18 protein-coding genes are annotated in these 17,556 nt (G+C 68.3%); 8 read left to right on the top strand and 10 right to left on the bottom strand.

All coding sequences use genetic code 11. The features are described from left to right. Positions 1-19 precede the first annotated feature (19 nt). Positions 20-784 carry an LLM class flavin-dependent oxidoreductase gene (locus QFZ58_RS34590; protein WP_373428683.1) on the bottom strand — a complete coding sequence of 255 codons (765 nt, stop codon included), beginning with the start codon at positions 782-784 and terminating at the stop codon, positions 20-22. Positions 785-893: 109 nt separating this feature from the next. On the opposite strand from QFZ58_RS34590, the gene QFZ58_RS31585 reads away from it, so the two are divergent. After that, positions 894-1,262: a helix-turn-helix domain-containing protein gene (locus tag QFZ58_RS31585; protein ID WP_307128277.1), complete on the top strand. Its 369-nt coding sequence runs from the start codon at positions 894-896 to the stop codon at positions 1,260-1,262. A 620-nt stretch (positions 1,263-1,882) separates the two neighbouring features. Here the strand turns inward: QFZ58_RS31585 and QFZ58_RS31580 are convergent. Then, entirely contained in the window at positions 1,883-2,845 is a 963-nt protein-coding gene (locus tag QFZ58_RS31580; protein ID WP_307128276.1) for a zinc-binding dehydrogenase, read from the bottom strand. A gap of 194 nt (positions 2,846-3,039) precedes the next feature. Here QFZ58_RS31580 and QFZ58_RS31575 point away from each other — a divergent pair, with 194 nt between their 5' ends. Then, positions 3,040-3,678, top strand: coding sequence for a TetR/AcrR family transcriptional regulator (locus QFZ58_RS31575; RefSeq protein WP_307128275.1), 639 nt, complete (start codon positions 3,040-3,042; stop codon positions 3,676-3,678). 570 nt (positions 3,679-4,248) lie between these two features. On the opposite strand, the gene QFZ58_RS31570 is transcribed toward QFZ58_RS31575, so the two are convergent. Next, positions 4,249-5,133 (bottom strand): helix-turn-helix domain-containing protein, encoded by an 885-nt coding sequence (locus tag QFZ58_RS31570; protein WP_307128274.1) that lies wholly within the window; start codon positions 5,131-5,133, stop codon positions 4,249-4,251. 184 nt (positions 5,134-5,317) lie between these two features. Here QFZ58_RS31570 and QFZ58_RS31565 point away from each other — a divergent pair, with 184 nt between their 5' ends. After that, positions 5,318-5,740: a nuclear transport factor 2 family protein gene (locus QFZ58_RS31565; RefSeq protein WP_307128273.1), complete on the top strand. Its 423-nt coding sequence runs from the start codon at positions 5,318-5,320 to the stop codon at positions 5,738-5,740. A gap of 313 nt (positions 5,741-6,053) precedes the next feature. Here QFZ58_RS31565 and QFZ58_RS31560 read toward each other — a convergent pair whose 3' ends face one another. After that, positions 6,054-6,629 (bottom strand): TetR/AcrR family transcriptional regulator, encoded by a 576-nt coding sequence (locus QFZ58_RS31560; RefSeq protein WP_307128272.1) that lies wholly within the window; start codon positions 6,627-6,629, stop codon positions 6,054-6,056. Positions 6,630-6,818: 189 nt separating this feature from the next. Between QFZ58_RS31560 and QFZ58_RS31555 the strand changes: the two genes are divergently transcribed. Further along, complete coding sequence (locus QFZ58_RS31555) at positions 6,819-7,652, top strand: zinc-binding dehydrogenase (RefSeq protein ID WP_307129060.1); 834 nt, start codon at positions 6,819-6,821, stop codon at positions 7,650-7,652. A gap of 121 nt (positions 7,653-7,773) precedes the next feature. On the opposite strand, the gene QFZ58_RS31550 is transcribed toward QFZ58_RS31555, so the two are convergent. From QFZ58_RS31550 to QFZ58_RS31530, 5 genes are all read right to left on the bottom strand, one after another. Further along, positions 7,774-9,186 (bottom strand): transposase, encoded by a 1,413-nt coding sequence (locus QFZ58_RS31550; RefSeq protein WP_307128271.1) that lies wholly within the window; start codon positions 9,184-9,186, stop codon positions 7,774-7,776. 28 nt (positions 9,187-9,214) lie between these two features. After that, the gene (locus tag QFZ58_RS31545; protein ID WP_373428619.1) at positions 9,215-10,624 is read right to left on the bottom strand and encodes a DUF4158 domain-containing protein; all 1,410 of its coding nucleotides are present in this window, start codon (positions 10,622-10,624) and stop codon (positions 9,215-9,217) included. 24 nt (positions 10,625-10,648) lie between these two features. Continuing rightward, positions 10,649-10,813, bottom strand: coding sequence for a DUF4158 domain-containing protein (locus QFZ58_RS31540; RefSeq protein ID WP_307128269.1), 165 nt, complete (start codon positions 10,811-10,813; stop codon positions 10,649-10,651). A 224-nt stretch (positions 10,814-11,037) separates the two neighbouring features. Then, positions 11,038-11,445 carry an FhaA domain-containing protein gene (locus QFZ58_RS31535; protein ID WP_307128268.1) on the bottom strand — a complete coding sequence of 136 codons (408 nt, stop codon included), beginning with the start codon at positions 11,443-11,445 and terminating at the stop codon, positions 11,038-11,040. A gap of 26 nt (positions 11,446-11,471) precedes the next feature. Beyond that, a complete protein-coding gene (locus QFZ58_RS31530) occupies positions 11,472-11,618 on the bottom strand; it encodes a hypothetical protein (protein WP_307128267.1) in 147 nt (48 codons plus the stop codon). 715 nt (positions 11,619-12,333) lie between these two features. On the opposite strand from QFZ58_RS31530, the gene QFZ58_RS31525 reads away from it, so the two are divergent. Both QFZ58_RS31525 and QFZ58_RS31520 read left to right on the top strand, forming a co-directional pair. Further along, positions 12,334-13,797 (top strand): amino acid permease, encoded by a 1,464-nt coding sequence (locus tag QFZ58_RS31525; RefSeq protein WP_307128266.1) that lies wholly within the window; start codon positions 12,334-12,336, stop codon positions 13,795-13,797. 665 nt (positions 13,798-14,462) lie between these two features. Next, positions 14,463-15,266 (top strand): endonuclease I family protein, encoded by an 804-nt coding sequence (locus tag QFZ58_RS31520; protein ID WP_307128265.1) that lies wholly within the window; start codon positions 14,463-14,465, stop codon positions 15,264-15,266. A 361-nt stretch (positions 15,267-15,627) separates the two neighbouring features. Here QFZ58_RS31520 and QFZ58_RS31515 read toward each other — a convergent pair whose 3' ends face one another. Then, the gene (locus QFZ58_RS31515; RefSeq protein ID WP_307128264.1) at positions 15,628-15,819 is read right to left on the bottom strand and encodes a hypothetical protein; all 192 of its coding nucleotides are present in this window, start codon (positions 15,817-15,819) and stop codon (positions 15,628-15,630) included. Positions 15,820-15,964: 145 nt separating this feature from the next. On the opposite strand from QFZ58_RS31515, the gene QFZ58_RS31510 reads away from it, so the two are divergent. Both QFZ58_RS31510 and QFZ58_RS31505 read left to right on the top strand, forming a co-directional pair. Next, complete coding sequence (locus QFZ58_RS31510) at positions 15,965-17,128, top strand: hypothetical protein (RefSeq protein ID WP_307128263.1); 1,164 nt, start codon at positions 15,965-15,967, stop codon at positions 17,126-17,128. Positions 17,129-17,135: 7 nt separating this feature from the next. Continuing rightward, positions 17,136-17,537: a hypothetical protein gene (locus QFZ58_RS31505; RefSeq protein ID WP_028442535.1), complete on the top strand. Its 402-nt coding sequence runs from the start codon at positions 17,136-17,138 to the stop codon at positions 17,535-17,537. Positions 17,538-17,556 lie beyond the last annotated feature (19 nt).

Below are 17,556 nucleotides of genomic sequence, written 5' to 3'. Positions count from 1 at the left end.
TCGTGCTCCGCTTCGCGGGTCACGCTCGTTTTCGGGCAGCGGGCGACGCGGTTCCAGGAGTGCCCGTTGTGCCAGGCGCCGTGGACAAGGAGGTAGGTGGTCGGGTTGGACATGGATGATTGCTTGGCATGGGCGTGGATCCACCGGTAGGTGAAGATGCACGCACGCGCTCGTCCGGGCGGGCATGCGGGTGCGGGGTGGTGGGCAAACCCCCGGCACGGTGACGGCTGAGCCGACGGTTCAGCCGGAATCGCTCCGCGCTGCGGGTGCGACGTCGGAGCTGTCCGTTGACCATCCGGCAGCCAGCCGTACCGGCAGCGTGCGGTTCAGGTGGGGGACGATGGTGGCGTTTTTCAGCGCTGGGTGGAACCGCCCCGCCCATGTGACATCGCCCTGGGTGGCGAGGATGCGCAGCAGGTCGAGTTTCTCGGCGTTCGTCGTAGTGCTCCATGTCGACGCCGAAGATGTCGAACGGCTCGGTGTAGGCGCTGCGGCCCGCCGTGATCTCGGCATGACCGTCCGAGACCAGGTCGAGCTGGGCGAAGTCCTGGTGGAGACGGACGGGGTCGAGCACGCTCAGGACCGAGACGGCGCCGGTCAGGGTGATAAAGGAAGTTTTGGCGGCGACGGCGGCGGCGGCGAGGACGACTGCGGGCGAGGACACCGCGAACCGGAGTGTGCGGTGTTCATCGACACCGAACACGTCGAGCCCTGCCTGGTCTGCGAGGGCGCCGACGTCCACGATGTCGCGGACTCGTTGCGAGCCGGTGTCACCCGGGACCATGTCGGTGAGGGAGAAGATGCCGAGTTCGACCTCGGCACCCATCGGGATGGTGCGCTGCATATCTTCGACGGTAGGCAGCCGATAGGTACCTGAAGGTACCCTTCAGCTCGTGAGCCTCCGTCCCGGAACCGTCTTCCTCGCCGACTGCCCCGCTCGCCTGGCAATCGAGATCATTGCCAGCAAATGGGCGGTGGTCACGCTCTTTGCGCTGAGTGACGGTCCCCTACGGCACGGCGATCTGGTCGAACTGATCGGAGGCGTCTCACGCAAGGTACTGACGCAGACGCTGCGCCGGCTCCAGGACAACGGGCTGGTCGAGCGGCGCGTGTACGCCGAAGCGCCACCACGTGTGGAATACAGCTTGACCGAGCTCGGACGCACGCTCGAGGAGCCGATCACCAAGCTGACCGAATGGGCGAGATCCAACGGTGAAGCGATCGTCAGCTTTCATGAGGCGGCTGAGGCGAAAGACGCCTAGGCTGCGCCCTTCGGTCAATCCGACCGATTGTCTGGTGTGGCGGCAACTGGCATGCAGCGGGGCCCGTCTTGGGCCGTTGCCGCCGGTCCTGGCACGACACCGCATGCCACTCGTCCCAGAGGAATCCTTCACCGTCGGCAGCCCTCCGCGCCGTCCTCGTCGTCGAGTCCGGCCGCGTCCGGGTCCCGCAACGGGCGCAGGGTGCCACCCGGCCGGCCGGGTGGCTCAGCCTGAAATCTGCCGTCGAAGCGTGAGGAGTTCGCCGTGGGCGACCGCGACGGCGGCGTGAAGCTGTGTCACTTCTTCGCGGTGTTGGCCCGGGCGAGAACGCCGAGTTCGACGCCAAGCTCTTCCGTCAGCAGCCGGAGGACAAGCTGCGAGGCGCCGCCGCGGCGGATGCCGGGTACCCGGAGAACGAGGCCCTTTTCATCGATCCGGAGACGGGCGTGCCGTCGCTGACGACGTTCCGGGCAAACGGCCAGCGGCCCTCGGCGAAGCGACCCCCGGAGGCTTCTTCCTCGCGTGCACCGGCCGTACAGTCGAGGAAGTGGCCGAAGTCAGTACCGGCCCGGCCCCACGGTGCACGAGAAGGACACCCACACAGATGGGGAGCGCGGAAGCTACGGTGTCAGCACGATCCTGCCGAAGACCTCGCCCGCGTCCATCTTCTGGTGCGCCAGCGCCGCTCCGTCCAGTGGCAGCAGTTCGTGCACCACCGTTTCGATCTCGCCGCGGCTGGCGGCGGCGAACTGTTCGCTGCGCACGGCACGTCGGTCGGCTCGGGTAACGGTGGCTGTGCTGAAAGTGGCGAATGAGAGCGACTTCTGGAACGCCGCCATGAGCTTCGTGCCGAAATCTGCGGGCGGCTGACCTGCGACAGCGCCCACGGCCACCATGCGGCCGTTCGGGTTGAGCCTGTCGAGGAACGACGGCATGTCCTCACCGGCCACAACGTCGATGATGACGTCATAGCCTGCGGGAGTCTCTTCCCCTCCGTCGCCGGAGCGCTCCAGTACGTGGGTCGCGCCGAGGCGGCGCAACCGCTCGCCGCGCTCGGCCGACGATGTCGTGACCGCCACTGCGGCGGCACCACCGCGAGCGGCGAGCTGGACGGTCATGATCCCGATGCTGCCGGCCGCACCACGCACCAAAACCGTCTCCCCGGGAGCGAAATGGGCGTGGCGAAGCCCGAAGTGAGCCACTACACCGGAACTGCCGAGCGTCACCGCGTCGACGGCGGACAGGCTACTGGGCAGGGGAAGGATCTCCTCGACCGGCGCGACGGCCTGTTCGACGTAGCCTCCGCCGGTGCCGGTGAAGCCCCACACCCGCCGGCCGATCCACGATGCGTCGACGCCGTCACCGACTGCGGTCACGGTGCCCGCCACCTCGCCACCCGGGATGTGGCCCTCCTTGAAGCCGTAGGCGGCCAGAGCCCCGCTTCGGATCACGGTGTCGACACCACCGACGCCCACCGCCTCGGTGTCGATCAGCACCTGCCCGGCAGTAGGTGCGGGTACCGGCAGGTCGACAACAGCCAGGCCTTCAGGGCCTCCGTACGTCTGGATCGCGATTGCCTTCAATGTCGTCTCCCATGTTCTCGGACCGCTCAGGCACGGTCCTGCTCCATGCCCGCCACCGATCGCCGCTTGGCGGGGAGGGGCTTCACGCCGCGGCCGAGCATCGGTCCCGGTGCCGCGCGCCGCGATGATCTCGGTGCGTTTCTACGTTCTGGACGGTAACGGACGCCACCGTCCGTTTAGGTAAAGTGAGAGTGGTGACCGACCACTTGCCTCATACCCTGCGTTCCGACGCGCTGGACAATCGGAAAGGCATCCTCGACGCGGCCCGAGCGCTGTTCTCCGCTGACGGCCTGGACGTGCCGATGCGGGAGATCGCGCGGCGTGCCGGGGTGGGACCTGCCACCTTGTACCGTCACTTCCCGACCAAGCAGATGCTGGTCGCCGAAGCCTTCGCGGACCAGCTGCACGCATGCCGCGCCATCGTCGACGAGGGGTGCGCAGATCCTGATCCGTGGCGTGGCCTGTGCCTGGTGATCGAGAAGATGTGTGAGCTGCACGCCCGCGATCGGGGCTTCACCGAAGCCTTCCTGTCGACCTTCCCGGGGGTAACGGATGTCGCCGCGGGCCGTGAGTACACGCTGAAAGCAGTCGCCGAACTGGCCCGGCGAGCCAAGGACGCTGGGCACCTACGGTCCGACTTCATCCTGGACGACCTGATTCTCATACTCGTGGCCAACAAGGGGATCCACGCCACATCGACCGCCACCCAGGTCACGGCCTCCCGACGTTTCGCAGGGTTGGTGATCCAGGCGTTCGGAGCCTGCCCCCAGCACGCGCCACTACCACCAGCGGCACGACTGGCATCCGCAGCACTGCACGGCTTGCCGCGGTAAATGCCGGATCTACTGCCCCAGAGCCCCTGCCGTGATCACCGCGTCCTGCGGCGGGGGCTTCCGGCCTCTGGGGCGAGGTGTACGCATCTACTGCGGCAGTATCGAAAAGATGGGACGGCGCGACGATCGAGGAGTTCGCGACGGTGCCACGCTTCCGCGCGGAGTTGCACGCGTCGATGACGGGCCGGGCGGATGCCTTGTTCGAGCTGTGGACGGGTCACTGTGCAGTGACGGTCCGGTTCGGACCCTGTTCGGTCTCGCGCTCACTCCCGAACAGCGTGGTGATAACGGCACGTTCAGCCCTCTCGACCCGGGTTGGCCGGATAGGTCCCGGCTGTGGTGGGCACTCGCGGCGAGGCCGGCCGACAAGGGCACGCTTGGCTCCGCATTGCCCGCCAGGACGCGACGAACGAGGCCCGACCGCGTTCAGGATCGTCGCTCTGTCCCGCGTCGCAACTGAGGTCGAGCGCACGGACCGCGGTTCTTCTCAGCCCGAGGAAAGCTGCTCGTCCGGAGGATCCTCGCTCCGGATCTCGTTCTCGTTGCAAGTGAGACGGAAGGCGGACAGCCTCACGGTTCACTCGTGGATCGGGCGTCCTGTTCCCGTCCGGTCGTGGCGGACCAGCTCGCGAGCAGCTTCAGGCCGTCCTCGGCTGCGGTGCCGGGGGGCGCGCTGTAGACGACCACGCTCAGGCCGCTTCCGTCGGGCAGGCTCATGGTCTCCTGATCGAGTTCCAGGTCGCCGACGAGCGGATGGTTGAGGCGTTTGGTGCTCGTGCGGAAAACATGCACATCGTGGGATCCCCACATCACGCGGAAGGCGTCGCTGCGGGTGGACAGTTCACCGATCAGATTCGACAACTCCCGGTCGTAAGGGCTTTTCCCCGCCTCAACGCGCAGCGCGCCCACGGCGAAGCGGGCCATGCGCTCCCAGTCGGCGTAGAACCGTCTGGCTGCCGGATTGAAGAACGCAAACCGGGCGATGTTCGCCCCGCAGGACGAGTCGGCATACATCTGCGAGTACAGGGCCCGGCCCAGCGGGTTGGCGGCCAGTACATCAAGGCGGTTGTTCATCACACACGCCGCCATCCCCGGCATGCCTTCGACGATCCGCGCCACACTCGGCCGCACCGCCGGCCGGACTTCCCGCCTGCGTGACAGCGCGCCGGGCGCCGGGCCGGCAGCGCGCGCCAGGTCGTACAGGTACATGCGCTCAGTGGTGTCCAGCCGAAGGGCCTGGGCGAGGGCATCCAGCACACTGTCGGAGACGCCTCGGAGGCTGCCGCGCTCCAGGCGTGTGTAGTACTCGACACTCACCCCGGCAAGCGCGGCGACCTCGCCCCTGCGCAGTCCGGGCACCCGCCGCTGACCGTACGCCGGCAGACCCGCCTGCTCGGGGGTGATCCTCTCGCGTCGGGAGCGGAGGAATGCGCTGACTGCGTCCCGGTTGTCCATGAGGATCAGGGTAGGCAGACCGCGCGAGGGTTGGGGGTCCCTGCCAGTACCCCTCACAGCAAAGACTCCCCCGTCACGGCCGTCTGCCGTTGCATGGTGCGTGCCCCGGTCTCCCGGGGCCCGACCGGCGCAGAGGCGTACGCGCCCCGGTCGGCGGCACCCGAACACGGACAGGACACACAAGATGAGCGACCAGACCGAGACGGTTGCGGAGAGCCCCGCGGATGTCGTGCGAGGGCTGTATGTCGCATTGAGCAAGGGCGATGTGCCGGGTGTCTTGGCCAAGCTCGCCGCCGACGTGATCGTCGACGAGCCGAACCAGCTTCCCTACGGCGGTGTGCACCAGGGCCGCGAGGTGTTCGTGCAGGCGGTCCTGGGCGCGATGATGGGCTACGCCGACGTCGCCATCACCGGTGCCGAGGTGTTCGAGGGCCCCGCCGGCGTCATCGGGACACTCACGGCCCACACCACCGGTGAGAAGTTCCCGCTGACCATGGTGGAGATCCACCACGTCGAGGACGGCACGGTGCGCAAGATCGACGTCTACACCAAGAACCCCAACGAGCTCGCCGCGTTCTACGCGCGCGCCGAGGCCGGCACCCGCTGACGTCACCACCCCTTCACGTATCCGGCCGAGTACATCTGTTCCTGGTGGCTGGCAGGCGGAGGGCCCGGCTGTCGCGTCGGGTGGGCGCCGGGTTCCACGGCTCCGGTCGGGGTGGTGTTGCTCGAAGGGACGCGAACGTGCTGGTCAGCCTGGGTCAGGTAGAGCTTCGAGCCGTGCCAGGGCGTTGGTGATCACGTTGGTCCAGGGCTGTTTGCGTTAAAGACCATGCGCCCACCGGGCGTGGTCGTGTCGAGCGCCTCGTGCAGCGAGGTGAAGCCGACGCCGCGCTTGCGATAGCTGGACACTCCGACGATCAGTCGCGGCGGAGGAGCGCCATGGCCATCTGCTGGACGGAACGGGTGAAGCGGCGAGGGTCGTCAGGCGGTGTCATGCGGCGGATCAGGTCGCCGTCGAAGACTGCGAGTACGGCGTGGGCCAGGAAGCCGGCGTCGAGATCTGGAGTTCCGTCGGCGAACAAGGTGCTCAGATGGCGGTACCAGAGCTGGTAGCTGGGATCGTCGTACTTGTCCTCCGCGCAGGCTTGCCCGTGCGCGGACAGCAAGGTGGCGTTGCCTTCGGCGATCGCACCGAGCCTATCCAGGAAGGCGAGCAGTCGCTCCGATGTGGGCGCTCCGGGCCCCAGGGGTGGGGGCCCGTTCCCGACCGCGTCGCGCAGTTCCCGGGACCTCTCCTCCAGCAGCGCCTGCAGCAGTCCGGCGCGGTTGCCGAAGCGCCGGAAGACGGTGCCTTTCCCAACTCCGGCAAGGGCGGCAACACGGTCGAGAGACACATGGTCCCCGCCGCCTTCGGTCAAGAGTTGCTCAGTCGCGCGTAGCACCGCGCGACGGTTACGGACCGCGTCAGCGCGTTCGGCCCGCTGTTCAGGCATCGGCACCCCTCAGCTAGACGGACTGTTAGTCCGCATACTACCGTGACAATTAAACGGACTGACGGTCCGCATAATGCACGTCTACAGGGAGGCCTCATGGTCATGCACGCCCTCGTCGTCGATCCCGACGCTCCCGGATCCCTGCGTCTTGGGCCGGCCGCAGAACCCCAGGCAGCACCGCATCAGCTGGTGGTCGATGTCCAGCACATCTCACTCAACCGCGGCGAGGTGGCGTTCGCGGGGCGACTTCCGGCCGGGACCGTTCACGGCTACGACGCCGCCGGTGTCGTCGTACGTGCCGCGACGGACGGCACCGGACCGTCCGTAGGAGCCAGGGTCACGGCGTTCGGAGCCGGCGCGTGGGCCCAGCGGATGGTCGTGGACACCACTGCGGTGGCCGAGGTTCCCGCCCAGGTCGACCTCGCTGACGCCGCCGCGCTGCCGATGGCCGGCATCACTGCGCTACGCACGCTGCGCTCCCGCTCCATCTTGGGCCGACGAGTACTGATCACCGGCGCGGCCGGCGGCGTCGGCCGCTACGCGGTCCAGCTCGCTGCCCTGGGGGGTGCCCATGTGATCGCCTCGGTGGGGTCGTCGACGCGTGCCGCTGGCTTGGCCAAGCTGGGCGCCCACCAAGTGGTGGTTGGCCTGGAAGGCATCGACCAGCCGGTGGACCTCATCCTCGACAATGTCGGCGGCCAACAGCTGGCCGCAGCCTGGGAACTCCTCGCCCCGGGCGGAGGTGTGCAGAACATTGGCTGGGCTTCCGACGAACCGGCGGTGTTCGCGCCGTACTCGCTGTACTCCGCGGGGCCGTCCAAGACAATGAACACGTTCGGCGACGTCCACGAGGTCGGCCCGGACCTGGCAACCCTGCTGGAGTTCGTGGCAGCGGGGAGGCTCTCCCCAGAGGTCGACTGGCGCGGTTCCTGGGACCGTGTCGCCGAGGCCGCCCAAGCGCTGCTGGACCGGCGAATCGCGGGCAAGGCGGTCCTGGATGTAGAGCCGGCGGCGGCCTACTGACTGACCACAGCCGGGCGGCGTGCCCAGGAGGGCATGCCGCCCGGCTGTTCCGATTCAAGGGTTGGCCAGTCCCGCCGGTTACGGCTGCCCGTCGTGCGCGCGGTGACGGGACTGGACCGGCTCACGCGTCCATAGGCTCGTTGGCCGGTTCATCATCGCCCGCCGTACGGGGGCCAGGCACCGTGACCGCGGTGAGGTTGAGGCGGGCGTCCATGTCGAGATTGACCTCTCCGTACGGACGGACATGGGAACAGAAAAGCGGGGTCAGCCCGCGCCGGTCGGCGCGCGTGAGGAGGTCGGCCCACTCGGGTTCGCCAAGGACGTCCTGGAGCATCAGGGTGTTCACGTACACCAGGGCCGATTGCAGAATCCGCAGGCACAGCACGAACATCTCCTGCTCGTCGCGCCGGTTCGAGGCGATCTCCCCGCCCTTGCCGTAGGCGATCACGGAGTTCACGCCGTTGGAGGACTCCATCACGTTCAGGCCCTCCTCGATCTCCCGCTGGAGATCGCGCAGCCGCAGGTAGCGGGCCACGAAGATGGTCTTCTGGGCGCGACCGACCTCCAGCATCGCCGCGTAGGTGGGGTGGGAGGCGTTGCGGGTGAAGCGCCGCAAGATCGCCTCGGTGGACGCGGTGCGGGTACGGATCGCCGTGGCGTACTTGACCATCTGGTCGTACTGCTGAGCGATGAGTTCCCAGCGGATCGGGCGGGTCAGCGCAGGGGCCAACTGCGGGTAGGCGTCCGGTTCGCCGGCCACCGGCCGGTACGGCTTCACCTTGTTGATCCGCTTGATCCTGGGCAGCAGGTCGAAGTTCAGCAGCCTCGTGATGCCAAAGCCGATTTCCGACTGGCCGTGCGAGTCCGTGTAGTTCGCCTCGACGCCCATGGTGGTGCCGTGCCGCATGGCGCCCTCGATCACCGCGGCCACCTCGGAGGCGGTGCAGTTGATCAGCTGGGAGTGGATGGCCAGGGACTTCTTCTCCACATGCCAGTAGATGAGCACCCCGCGGCCGCCGTAGCGCGAGTGCCACTCGGCGAAGAGGTACTGGTCGTAGGCGCGCACGTGTGTGGAGTCGGAGGCGACCGCGGTCGAGCCCTGACCCCACAACTCGGTACTGCGGGCGGCGAAGGTGGCGTTCGCGATCTGGACGGCGACGGCACGGGCGGCCTCGGCGGACAGGTAGCGGCGGCGTACGTAGCGGAGTTCGTCCTCGGTGTGGCCGTGGCCGCCGGACGCCACGGCCTTGATCCCGGTGTTCGTGCCGTACGCGTAGATCACCAGCAGCAGGCGTTCCGCCAGCACCTCCGGCGAGAGGCTGCCGCCACCGGAGACGGAGGTGACCGCGTCCAGGCAGCCGGTCCGCAGCACCGCTTCCTTCAGCATGTCGACCAGCGGCACGATGCCCCAACGCCTCTGTACCCCGGCCTTGACCCTGCGCAGGTTGCGCGGCTCGGGCTGGGCCTCGGCCGCCGTCAGCCGGATTGCCCCGGACTTCCGCTCGGCGATGTCCAGCCAGGACAGCTTCGGCATCTTGTCGTTGACAGGGTCAGCTCGGCCGTCATCTGCCCGCGCAGCTCGCCGATGAACACGGCGGCGTCCAGCGGCTTGCGCAGCTCCCGGTATTTCTCCTCCCGCCGGGCCTCGAAGTCCTGTGGCAGGTCCTCGTCCGGGTTGCGCCACTCGTCGGCGCCGACCACTCAGATCTGCTTGAACTTGAGCTGATCGCGCAGGGCCTGGAAGGCGACGACCTCGTAGACCATGCGCACCACCCGGCGCCGACGGCGCTTGTCGGCGCGGTGCACGACCTCCGCCCAGTCCCCGCCCATAGCCTTGTGGACGGGCACCGTCTCACCCAGCGGGTAGTAGGTCGTGTTCCCGCGTTCGCGTACCGCGCCACCAGCGCCAGGGCCTCGATCACCGGCCGGTGAGCATGGTCGGAGGAACGGAACTCCAGCACGTCCAGCAGCCTGCTCAGCCCGCGCCGGCAGTGGTTGGTGTACGACGCCTTCAGCGTGGTCTGCACCGTGCGCCGGTAGACCGGCCCCCGGGTCTTGAACTCGTGCACCAGCTCCCGCAGCGTCGCCTCACCCCCGGACACCGCCGGGAACATGACCTGACGGACCGCCCGCTCCGGGGCGCCGAGCGACGCTTCGGCGAGCTTCAAGAGGATGTTCCCCTTGCCCGACACCTTCTTGAACGCGTTGATGAGCTGCTCGGTGACCTTCTTCTCCGCCCGCGCCCCGATCCGGTGCACCGTGGAGATCAGCAGCTTCACCAGCGTGTCCGTGATCTCCCGCTCCCGCTCCCGCTCGTGCAGCAAGGCGGCCAGCAAGGTCACCCGCAGCGGCACCGGGTGCGTCCGCAGATGGGAAGGCGACTCCACCGCGGCCCGCGCCCGCCAGCCGGCCACAACCTTCGGCGCGACGTCGACGAACAGATCCCGTGGCAGACCGATCGCCCGCACCGCCAGGAGCTTGTCAATCTCGGTGAGCATCGTCTCCAGGCTCACGTTGCCCGGCGCTTCCTTGACCTTCGCCAGTACCGGCGGCGCGTCCTCGCCCTCCGCGCCGCCGCCCGCGGGTCCGGCGTCGTCCTGGTCGGCGCCGGCCACCAGAGCCACGATCCGCTCGATACTCTCCACGGTCAGCCGTGAGGAGATCAGGGCCGTCAGCGACTCCTCGGCCGCCCGCAGAGCAGCCGCCACGATCCGGTCACACCGGCCCGCCGTGGGCGGCTCGATACTCTCAGTGCGGCAGCGCGCCAGCAGTTCCACCCGGACCTGCTCGGGCCTGCGTTCCCTGTGCGCAACGTGCCCGGCCAGATACGCCGTCAGCTTCTCCGCGTCCGCGACGCTGCACTCACCGAAGCCGAGGTGCTCCCGGACCTGCGCACGGTGGTACTCGACCGTGCGGCCCGTCCAGTCGTAGAAACCCAGCTCCGAGGCGGGAACCTGTACCTGCCGGGCCACGAACTCCACGCCCTCACCAGGCAGCTATACCCGATTCCGGGGAAACCGGCCGTACTGCGTGCAGAACTTCAGCAGTACCGCGAAGCCCAGTCGCGTCGCACCACGCTTGCCGGACACGAGCGCCTGCTCGTCTTTCAGTAGCGTCCAGTGCTCGACGGGTTCATCCAGGTCCAGCGGAGTACGGGCCACGATCGACGATCGTCCCCGCAGAGCTTCACCCACCGCAGCCGTACAGCCCAGGACTCACCCACACGGGTGACGCCCTCCAAAGAGCACCGCCGTTTGCGGCTGGTGACAGCATTCTTACCGGCACCCCGTGTACACGCGGCCCTGCGCAGGGACCTGCGGCACCGCGGCGCCATGGCGAGGGCCTCGGCCCATCCACCGGGTACCGGCCGGACCCACCGCGAGGATCAACCTTCCGCCGGGAAGGCGTCCGCACGCACGTGCGGCATGGGGGCACTGCTCACCCGGTAGGGATCACCGGACGGGCGATCGGTGGGACTGACGCGCAGGGTGAGCGGCCCCACCCACTCGTATCCCATGCGCTCGCCGTGCCGTGCCAGGTCGTCGGTCAGCGCCTCTCCCACGTCGCCGCCGGTCTGCCGCACCAACTCCTCGTGCACGCGGGCGTCCAGTTCCACCTCGTAGGCGTTGGGCACGACCACTCTGCTCTCACTGCACACGACGGCCCGGGAATCACACTCTCGCCGCAGCGCGTCGAGGAGTTCGACGGGCTCATCGTGGTGGGTCCTGGGGACCAGAGCGCTTTCCCAGCGCTCCAGCACCCGTTCCCAGCGTGTCAGACCTCCCTTGGCCATCCGCCTGCCCTCCCGATCGCCCCCCGTCACCGGCGCCCGCGCAACCGACCGATGAGACCGCGGGCCTGGGAGCGCTTACGCGGGTCGGCGGCGGCGCGGCGGGCGCTCGCGATCGCTCGGCGTCCCTGCGGGGTGCGGGAGAACTGCTTGATGCGCGTAACCAATCCGGACATGGGTTCCTCCTGCGAACTGTGTACCGTCCGCCTACCCGGGGCCACCGCCTGTATGTCGCGCGCTGTCACGGAAACGGGATCGTCGGCGACCCGCACTTCGTGAACCCCGGCACCGGCGGCGACACGATCCAGTCCGTCGACGGTCACAAGCTGCGAACCACGTCCCCCGCCCTGAACAACGGCTCCGTGATCAGCGGCCACGGAGGCCGCGACTACTGGGCGAACCCGGTGTCCACCACCACGAAGCCGCACCGGGGCGCGTACAACGGCCCGGGACTCCAGCAACGCCGGGCGGCCGGGATCGCTGGGGGTTCCGATCTCGGACCGGGCCGCACGTCAAGCGCCCAGGGGGCGGCCGGCTCATGGACGCCTCCGACCGTGACGGCGCCGGCTGACCCACCGAGTGGGTCAGCCGGCGCGAGGAGCGCCTACCCGCGTGCGGAGCCCGTACACCCCGGACACCCCAATGTGTCGTTTCATGCGGTGCGGGACAATGTTTCCCCGCCTGTAACGGAAATGCGCAATGATCATCCGCCGATGCGCAACAACCCTGCATTACTGGCGCGAACTCCGGGGCTTAGGCTCATGCCTCGTACCAGGAGTGGCGGCGACCGTCTGCTCAGCGGTTCCCCATCCCCCTCGGGTCTCTTTCGTGACGCCCGTGTCACCGCCGCAGGTCCCGTCCACTGACCCGCAGCGATGAAGGAGCCCCCCAGTGCTGGACCAAGGCACAGTCGCGCCCGATACGACGGCCCCCACGCCGAAGTCATCCGTGCTCTCCGCCCTCACCCGGCGCAAGCCGGTAGAACGCCTGGTCGCCGAGGGTGGACAGGGTGAGGGCGGCAGCCTCCGCCGCTCGCTCTCCATGTGGCAGCTGACCATGATCAGCATCGGTGCCACGCTCGGCACCGGAATTTTCGTGGTCCTCGGCGAATCCGTTCCCAAGGCCGGCCCTGCCGTCACGCTCGCCTTCGTGTTCGCCGGACTCACGGCGCTCTTCTCGGCCCTCTCGTACGCCGAACTCGCCGGCACCATTCCAGTGGCCGGCTCCTCCTACTCGTATGCTTACGCAACGATGGGTGAACTCGTCGCATGGGTCTGCGGCTGGTGTCTGCTCCTGGAGTACGGCGTGTCCGTCGCGGCCGTCGCGGTCGGCTGGGGTGACTACCTCAACCAACTGCTCGACGGAACCCTCGGCGTCACCCTTCCCACGGCGCTCAGCGCACCCCCCGGCGACGGCGGCATATTCAACCTCCCCGCTCTGATCGTCGTCGTGCTCGCCATGATGTTCCTGCTGGGCGGGGCCAAGGAGTCCGCTCGCGCCAACACGATCATGGTCCTCGTTAAGATCGCCTCGCTCGTCCTCTTCTGCGCGATCGGCTTCATGGGCTTCAAGTCGGGCAACTACAGCGACTTCATGCCGCTCGGTATCGGAAGCGTGGGCGCCGCGGGCGCCATCCTCTTCTTCTCCTACATCGGATTCGACGCCGCCTCCACCGCCGGCGAGGAGGCCAAGAACCCCAAGCGCGACCTTCCGCGAGCGATCATGCTCTCCCTGGTCATCGTCACCGTGCTGTACGTGCTCGTCGCCGCCGTGGCGGTCGGCGCGTGGGACTGGAGGAAGTTCGCGGGCTCCGAGGCGACCCTGACCGCGATCATGAACGATGTCACCGGACAGGGCTTCTGGGGCACCCTGCTCGCGGGCGGCGCGGTCATCTCCATCGCGAGCGTGGTCCTGACGGTGCTCTACGGCCAGACCCGCATCCTCTTCGCGATGTCCCGCGACGGCCTCGTACCCAAGGTCTTCGGCAAGGTGCACCCCAAGTCCGGAACGCCTCGTGTCAACACGGTGATCGTCTCGCTCTTCTGCGGTGTCCTCGCGGCGGCCATCCCGCTCGGCAAGCTCGTCAGCGCGACCAGCATCGGTACGCTCTTCGCGTTCGCCCTGGTCAACATCGCAGTGGTCGTGCTGCGCCACAACCGGCCCGAGATGGACCGCACGTTCAAGGTGCCCTTCGGCCCGCTCTTCCCCGTTCTGGGCTTCGTCTTCTGCGGCTACAGCATGTACACCCTCGACGTGGACACCTGGATCGTGTTCGGTGCCTGGATGGCTGTCGGCCTCGTGTTCTACGCCGTGTACGGCATACGTCGTTCCCGTCTGGCCTCCGTGGAGAAGTGATCCGCCCATAGCGCGGCTCGCGCCGTAAGGGCGCACGCCCGGTCGGCAGGCCGCCGATGTCGAATTTCGACATCACCCCCTCAGCCCCACTGACCGGCTGGCCCCGGGTACGCCGGTTGACGATGTCCGTCAACCGGCGTACCGGGTGGGACGAAACTCACCGTCGGCGCCACGGCGGGTCAGCCAGCCGCGCGCGGCGCGGAGTGCCGAGGCCCTGGCCGGCGCCACGCGCTCCGGGGTGTCCCCGGCTTTGATCACCGTGCCTCCTCGCACCCTCCGAAACGGAACGAAGCCGCTGCTGAATAGCTGATTGTTTCAGGATGAAGTGCTCGGCCGGATGGCAGGCCGACGACGATCGGCCACATCCAGCCGAGCCCGGGGTCAGCAGGTGCGGCCGCCGTAGTGGGCTAGTGGGCTCCCTGAATCCTGCTCGCCGATCCGAGCCAGTGGTCGCCAGGACCCACGCGGCGCTCGTAGTTCGGTCCGAAGACCTCCACAGTTCCGACGTATGCGAGAACGTCACGGAAACGCCTCCTCCCGGTTACGTGACGGGGCGCCGCTCCGTGCCATGCTCCCCGTTACAAAAAGTCAACACGCGTAGAACGAGGCGCCGTTGAGGTGGCACCGCATTCCAACGCGTGCCGTCCCCGGGAAAGGGCACCCCCATGTCCGTTGCGCAGATAGGCAGATGGAAGGTGGCGGCGGCAGCCATATCCACCGTCCTGATCGGCCTGACCCTTCCGACGGTCGCCGCGAGTCCCGCGAGCGCCACGACCACCGCGTACGACAGCACGTACTACAAGAACGCGATCGGCAAGACGGGCACGAGCCTGAAGTCCTCGCTGCACACGATCATCAGCCCCCAGACCAAGATCTCGTACGACGCGGTCTGGAACGCGCTCAAGGTCACCGACCAGGACCCGAACAACAGCGGCAACGTGATCCTTCTGTACAGCGGGGTCTCGCGCAGCAAGGCCCTCAACGGCGGCGACGTCGGCGACTGGAACCGTGAGCACGTGTGGGCGCAGTCGCACGGCAACTTCGGCACCTCGTCCGGCCCGGGCACCGACCTCCACCACCTGCGTCCCGCGGACGTACAGGTCAACAGCATCCGCGCCAACAAGGACTTCGACTACGGCGGCAGCGCGGTCAGCGGCGCGGCCGGCAGCTATACGGACTCCAACTCCTTCGAGCCGCGCAACGCGGACAAGGGAGATGTGGCCCGCATGATCCTCTACATGGCCGTCCGCTACGAGGGGGACGACGCCTGGGCCGATCTGGAGCCCAACGATTCGGTCTCCAACGGCAGTGTCCCGTACCACGGCCGCCTCTCCGTGCTGAAGCAGTGGAACGAGCAGGATCCGCCGAGCGCGTTCGAGGAGAAGCGCAACCAGGTCATCTTCGACACCTACCAGAAGAACCGCAACCCCTTCATCGACCACCCGGAGTGGGTCGAGGCGATCTGGTAGAGCGCCCCGGAAGGTGGGTTCATCTCCCCGCCTCCACGGGGAGATGAACCCTCGGGCCCGGCAGCCGGGGCTCATCCCAGTTGGTCGATCAGCCCCTCCGCGCGGTTCTTCAGCTCTACCGCCCGGGGTCCTTCCCACGCTTCGAGTGCGGTGACACCCTCCGCTCAGTTGGTACGGCCGGACTTCGCCTCTACGGACCCACCAAAGCGACTGGCTAACCGAGGAACGACAGCCGCACCTGACGGTTGTGATTCGAGACGTTCGTGTCCACCAAACTCCGTTAAGGCAACACCAGCCTATCCGGATGGCAAGGGCCGGGGCCGGCCCTTGCCACAACCCCGCGGTCACTTCTACAGCAGGGTCACAGAGGCCTGAGGACGAGGAGGTGGCAGTCGAGGATCTGGCGGGCTTCCCTCCGGCGGGAGCGGCGGGGGTGCAGCAGGGCGACTCCGACGATGACGACGTACACGGTGATCCAGATGTGCAGGACGGTGATCAGGACCCAGAGCAAGGGCCCGGTGGTCGGGAGCAGGGCGGTCAGTGCAGTGAGCATGGTTCCTCCTAATGTGCCGCCGGGCCGTGCGCTGCGGCGGTTCCCCCAGGTCACCAGACCCGGCGCGCCCGGCCCGGGTAAAGGTGGGGGGTCTCTATTTCCCGAAGGCGCGGACTCTTCCAACGGAAGTAGGTAGGTTCGCGGCATGTCTTCTCCTGGTCCGGTCTCCGCTGATCAGCAGCTCGTCGAGCACGCGCGTCGGCACGGTTTCGTGGTGTCGGCGAAGCAGCTTGCGTCGTGGCGGCGGGCGGGGCTGTTGCCGGAACATACGAAGCGGGCGCTGGGCCGCGGACGCGGGAGCGCGTCGGTTCCGGACGACGAGGCATTCGGTCTGGTCGTGGCGCTCGCCCGGCTGGCGCGGAGGGGCGCTCGCCCCTCTCATCTGGCGCTGGCGCTGTTCGGCGAGGGGCACCCGGTGCCGGAGGAGACCGTGCGGGACGCCTTCGGCAAGGTGGTCCGGGGCCTGGGCGCCGGGCTCGGCGAGGAAGGTCCGGAACAGGCGGAGAACGAGGAGGAGTGGGCGGAGCGCGTCGCCGACGAGGTGGTCGCCTCAGGGCAGCGGGTGCGGCTCGTTCCCGCGCGGATGCGTCGGATCGATGAGGGCATCGCCCGGTACATGCGTGACCGGGGGGTGGTGTGGCCCCCTCCCGAGCTGGCCGACCTGGACGCGAACCCGGAACCTCCGAGCCTGTCCGGCGGGGAGGTCACGGCTGCCGCGTTGACCACGGTGCTGCGTGGAGGTGCCGCCGTCACGCCGCAGGGGATCGGCGACGTGCTGCGTGCCGTGCAGCCGACGGGGTGGGGCAACCCGGGGGCGTCACTGGCCGAGTACACGGTCGATGAAATCCCTGATGCCGCCCAGGAGGTGTTCCTTCCGGACGGCGGGATGAGCACCGTTCCCGACGGTGACGTCCGCGGCGCCCTGCTGGGTCTGGCGGAGACGGCCACCCTGGAGGACCTGCGGGACGCCTGGGAGGTGAGCGGGGCGACCCGCGAGTGGGCGCTGGACCTGTGCGCACGGGTCGAGGCGGAGCTCGAGACCGGCGAGCTGGGCGACGCGGCCCTCGCCTGGCTGATGGGCAGGGCCTTCGTGTCGGGGCTGGTGCTGATGGCCCAGGTGGGAGACCGCCACTGGTCCCCCACGGACCGGGCGTCGGACACCCTGATCCTGTTGATGATGCGGCGGTCGTTGCGCGACCTCGACGGCAAAATGCCGGACTGCCAATGGGAGCTGCTCGGATCCCCCGCCGTGATGCCGGCCCCGCTGATCCCGTTCCTCCAGCCGCGGCACGCCTCCGAGATCCAGTAGGAGAATCATGAACCAGAGCCCTCGTGAAACCGTGGCGGCGGCCATGGCCGAAATGGCGGTGCTGCGTGCTCTCCAAGTGGCCGGTCGGCGCTTGCTCGCGCGGCGGAGCCGGGCGGTACGGGGCCCTCTGCAGACCGTCCCTCCGTGGGAGCTGCATGTCCATCTGCCGGTTGGCGATACCGATCTGGCGCTGCTCCTGCGGGATGCGTGGGTCATCTCGGAGGCCATCGGCCTGCCCGCGGTGATGATCGAGGAACTGGATCAGCACGTGCGGATTCTGCTTGCCGCGGGGCTCGGGTACCGCCGGGATGACTTGCTCAGGACGGTGTCCCGTCTGCCCCTGGAACAGCTTGTACTCCCCTGGGACGCGCCTGCCGGGACGGTCGAGGCTCATGCCCCGGGCGAGTGATCCTGTAGAGCTGAGGGCG

This window comes from Streptomyces sp. B1I3 (assembly GCF_030816615.1).
Classification (GTDB): Bacteria; Actinomycetota; Actinomycetes; order Streptomycetales; family Streptomycetaceae; genus Streptomyces.
This window is presented reverse-complemented; position numbering and strand designations above follow the sequence as displayed.

Bases quoted from the DNA above. Each gene is read 5' to 3' on its own strand.
- QFZ58_RS34590 (WP_373428683.1), bottom strand. From the start codon at position 784: ATGGTCCCGGGTGACACCGGCTCGCAACGAGTCCGCGACATCGTGGAC.
- QFZ58_RS31570 (WP_307128274.1), bottom strand. From the start codon at position 5,133: ATGGACAACCGGGACGCAGTCAGCGCATTCCTCCGCTCCCGACGCGAG.
- QFZ58_RS31565 (WP_307128273.1), top strand. From the start codon at position 5,318: ATGAGCGACCAGACCGAGACGGTTGCGGAGAGCCCCGCGGATGTCGTG.
- QFZ58_RS31560 (WP_307128272.1), bottom strand. From the start codon at position 6,629: ATGCCTGAACAGCGGGCCGAACGCGCTGACGCGGTCCGTAACCGTCGC.
- QFZ58_RS31550 (WP_307128271.1), bottom strand. From the start codon at position 9,186: ATGCCGAAGCTGTCCTGGCTGGACATCGCCGAGCGGAAGTCCGGGGCA.
- QFZ58_RS31535 (WP_307128268.1), bottom strand. From the start codon at position 11,445: ATGGCCAAGGGAGGTCTGACACGCTGGGAACGGGTGCTGGAGCGCTGG.
- QFZ58_RS31530 (WP_307128267.1), bottom strand. From the start codon at position 11,618: ATGTCCGGATTGGTTACGCGCATCAAGCAGTTCTCCCGCACCCCGCAG.
- QFZ58_RS31520 (WP_307128265.1), top strand. From the start codon at position 14,463: ATGTCCGTTGCGCAGATAGGCAGATGGAAGGTGGCGGCGGCAGCCATA.
- QFZ58_RS31515 (WP_307128264.1), bottom strand. From the start codon at position 15,819: ATGCTCACTGCACTGACCGCCCTGCTCCCGACCACCGGGCCCTTGCTC.
- QFZ58_RS31510 (WP_307128263.1), top strand. From the start codon at position 15,965: ATGTCTTCTCCTGGTCCGGTCTCCGCTGATCAGCAGCTCGTCGAGCAC.
- QFZ58_RS31505 (WP_028442535.1), top strand. From the start codon at position 17,136: ATGAACCAGAGCCCTCGTGAAACCGTGGCGGCGGCCATGGCCGAAATG.